This window comes from Burkholderia sp. Tr-862, assembly GCF_011753085.1.
Classification (GTDB): Bacteria; Pseudomonadota; Gammaproteobacteria; order Burkholderiales; family Burkholderiaceae; genus Burkholderia; species Burkholderia ambifaria.
On record NZ_VWWG01000312.1, the window covers coordinates 1 to 2,783 of the forward strand.

The 2,783-nt window shown below is 71.4% G+C and carries 3 protein-coding genes and 1 pseudogene; all 4 read right to left on the minus strand.

The window, feature by feature from the left end; all coding sequences use genetic code 11:
* Positions 1–353 (minus strand): annotated as a pseudogene (locus F3J14_RS34270) (flagellar hook-length control protein FliK); the annotation flags it as partial.
* Between the two features lie 31 nt (positions 354–384).
* Positions 385–843 carry a flagellar export protein FliJ gene (gene fliJ / locus F3J14_RS34275; protein ID WP_006753016.1) on the minus strand — a complete coding sequence of 153 codons (459 nt, stop codon included), beginning with the start codon at positions 841–843 and terminating at the stop codon, positions 385–387.
* 5 nt (positions 844–848) lie between these two features.
* Entirely contained in the window at positions 849–2,390 is a 1,542-nt protein-coding gene (gene fliI / locus F3J14_RS34280; protein ID WP_166726676.1) for a flagellar protein export ATPase FliI, read from the minus strand.
* On the minus strand, positions 2,384–2,783 hold a 400-nt coding region (locus F3J14_RS34285), incomplete at its 5' end, for a flagellar assembly protein FliH (RefSeq protein WP_166726677.1). The genes F3J14_RS34285 and fliI, both read right to left, overlap by 7 nt.

Here is a 2,783-nt window from a genome sequence, read left to right on the forward strand (position 1 = left end):
TCCTGCAGTTGCGCCTGAACGGCGGCGGCCGCGGCGAGCGCGGCGGCGTCGGCGTTGGGCGTCGCGTTCGCGTCATCGGTCGACTTGTCGTCGACGCGGTCGGCGGGCTTCGCGCCGGCGGCTGACGTCGACGACGCCTGTTGCGTCGCGGCATCCGGCTTGCCGGCGTTCGCCGTGTCGTGCCGTGTGGCGACGCTTTGCTTCAGCGTCTGCGCGAACGGCATGGCGGCCTGGCTGGTTGCGGCATCGTTGCCGGCGGACGTCGCGGCGGCGGACGAACCCGCGCCGCGGACGGCCTTGATGGCGGTGCCGGCGGTGTCGAGCAGCGCGCCGAGCAGGGGCAGGGGAGGCATGGCGATTCTCTCGTTCGAAAGCGGTGAGCGGTTACGCCGAGCGGGCCGCGTCGGCCCGCATGCGCAGAATCTTCGCGGCGTGTTCGTCGGCGTCGCGCTGTTCGCGCTTCGCGGCACGCTGCGTTTCCTGCGCGACGCCGCGCGCCTGCAGGGTTTCGTATGAGCCGACGGTGCGTTTCTTCTGTTGCCAGTTCGGGCGCGCCTCGTCGATACGGAGCTCGGCCGCGGCCAGCACGTTGCGCTGCTGCGCGATCGCCGCGTCGAGCGTATCGATGAACGCCTGGAAATTGCGCCAGTTGCCGGCCGGCATCCCATGCTGCGCGGACTGCGAAAAGCGCGCGTGGTATTCGTCGCGATAGCGCAGCAGCGCGTCGAGCTGTTCGGCGGCCGCGGTGCGGTCGCGCTGCGCGGTGCCGAGCTGCTTCGTGGCCGTGTCGAGATCTTCCTGCGCGCGGTCGAGCAGCAATTGAAGGGGAAAGCCGTGTGCCATCGGGATCAGCCTCCGTGTACGTCGAACAGCGCATCGAGCCCGGCGAGGCTCGACGCGAACGGCGCGCATTCGCGAAAGCCCTGCTGCAGGAACGATTCGATGCGCGGATAGAGCGCGATCGCGCGGTCGAGCTGCGCGTCGCGGCCCGGTGCATAGGCACCGACCGCGATCAGGTCGCGATTGCGCTGGTAGCGCGACAGCATCTGCTTGAACTGCCGCACGCGGTCGAGATGCGTTTCGTCGATCAGCGCGGTCATCGCGCGGCTGATCGACGCCTCGATGTCGATCGCCGGATAGTGGCCGGCCTCGGCGAGCGCGCGCGACAGCACGATATGGCCGTCGAGGATCGCGCGCGCCGAGTCGGCGATCGGGTCCTGCTGGTCGTCGCCTTCGGTCAGCACCGTGTAGAACGCGGTGATCGAGCCGCCGCCTTCGGGCCCGTTGCCGGTGCGCTCGACGAGCGCGGGCAGCTTCGCGAACACCGACGGCGGATAGCCCTTGGTCGCGGGCGGCTCGCCGATCGCGAGCGCGATCTCGCGCTGCGCCATCGCGTAGCGCGTCAGCGAATCCATCAGCAACAGCACGTGCTTGCCCTGGTCGCGGAAATACTCGGCGAGCGACGTCGCGTAGGCGGCGCCCTGCATCCGCAGCAGCGGCGACACGTCGGCCGGCGCCGCAACGACGACCGAGCGCGCGAGCCCGTCCTCGCCGAGGATCTGTTCGATGAATTCCTTCACTTCGCGGCCGCGTTCGCCGATCAGCCCGATCACGATCACTTCCGCGCTGGTGTAGCGCGCCATCGTGCCGAGCAGCACCGACTTGCCGACGCCGGACCCCGCGAACAGGCCCATCCGCTGCCCGCGGCCGACGGTGAGCAGCGCGTTGATCGCGCGCACGCCGACGTCGAGCACGCTGTGGATCGGCTCGCGATCGAGCGGGTTGATCGACGGCGCCGACAGCGCTGCGTCGACCTTCGACGCGAGCGGGCCGAGGCCGTCGAGCGGGCGGCCCGACGCATCGACGACACGCCCGAGCATTTCCCAGCCGACCGGCAGCCGTTTGGCGCCCGCGAGCGGATCGGCGACGGGGGCGCTTTCGCGCGGCCACACGCGCGCGCCGGGCAGCACGCCCGCGACGTCGGTGGTCGGCATCAGGAACAGGCGATCGCCGGAGAACCCGACGACTTCCGCTTCCGCGTGCGGCAGCGTGCTGCCGGGCGGCAGTTCGATCGTGCATTCGGCGCCGACCGACAGGCGCAGCCCGATCGCCTCGAGTACGAGGCCCGCGGCGCGCGTGAGGCGTCCGCACGGCCGCAGCGGCAGCGCGCGGTGGCTGCGCGTCGCGAGCCCGTTCAGATGCGTGCGCCAGTGCGCGAGATGCGGATTGTGCGGTGCGCGCGGCGCATCGTCCGAAGCGGGAGCCGCGTGCGGATCGGCGCCGTGTGCGGTGTCATGCGCGCCGTCGGGGCCGAACGACGCGAGCGCGAGTTCGCGCTCGAGCGGCGTCATTCCGTCGTACAGGATCGATTCGGGCGTGGGCGTTACCATGCGCTTACCTTGCCGATCGCGGCGGCGACGCGCTGCCAGCGGGTGGGCAGCGTCGCGTCGACCTCGCCCGTCGCGGCGTGCGCGCGGCAGCCGCCGCGCTCGATCGACGTGTCGGTGCGCACGGTCCAGCCGAGCGTATCGAGATCGTCCTGCAGATAGGCTTCGACGACGGGCAGGTCGGCCGGATTCACCGCGAGATGCGGCGCGCCGGACAACGCCGGTTCGGCGGCGAGCACGTCGCGCACGGCCGCGACGAGCGCCGCGGGATCGTGCTTCACGTGCTGGCGCACGACCTGCTGCGCGATATCGAGCGCGAGTTGCGCGAGATCGGACGCGAGATCGTGCTCGGCGCTCGACACGGCTTCGCGGAACGAGGCGGCGAGCGCCGCGAGC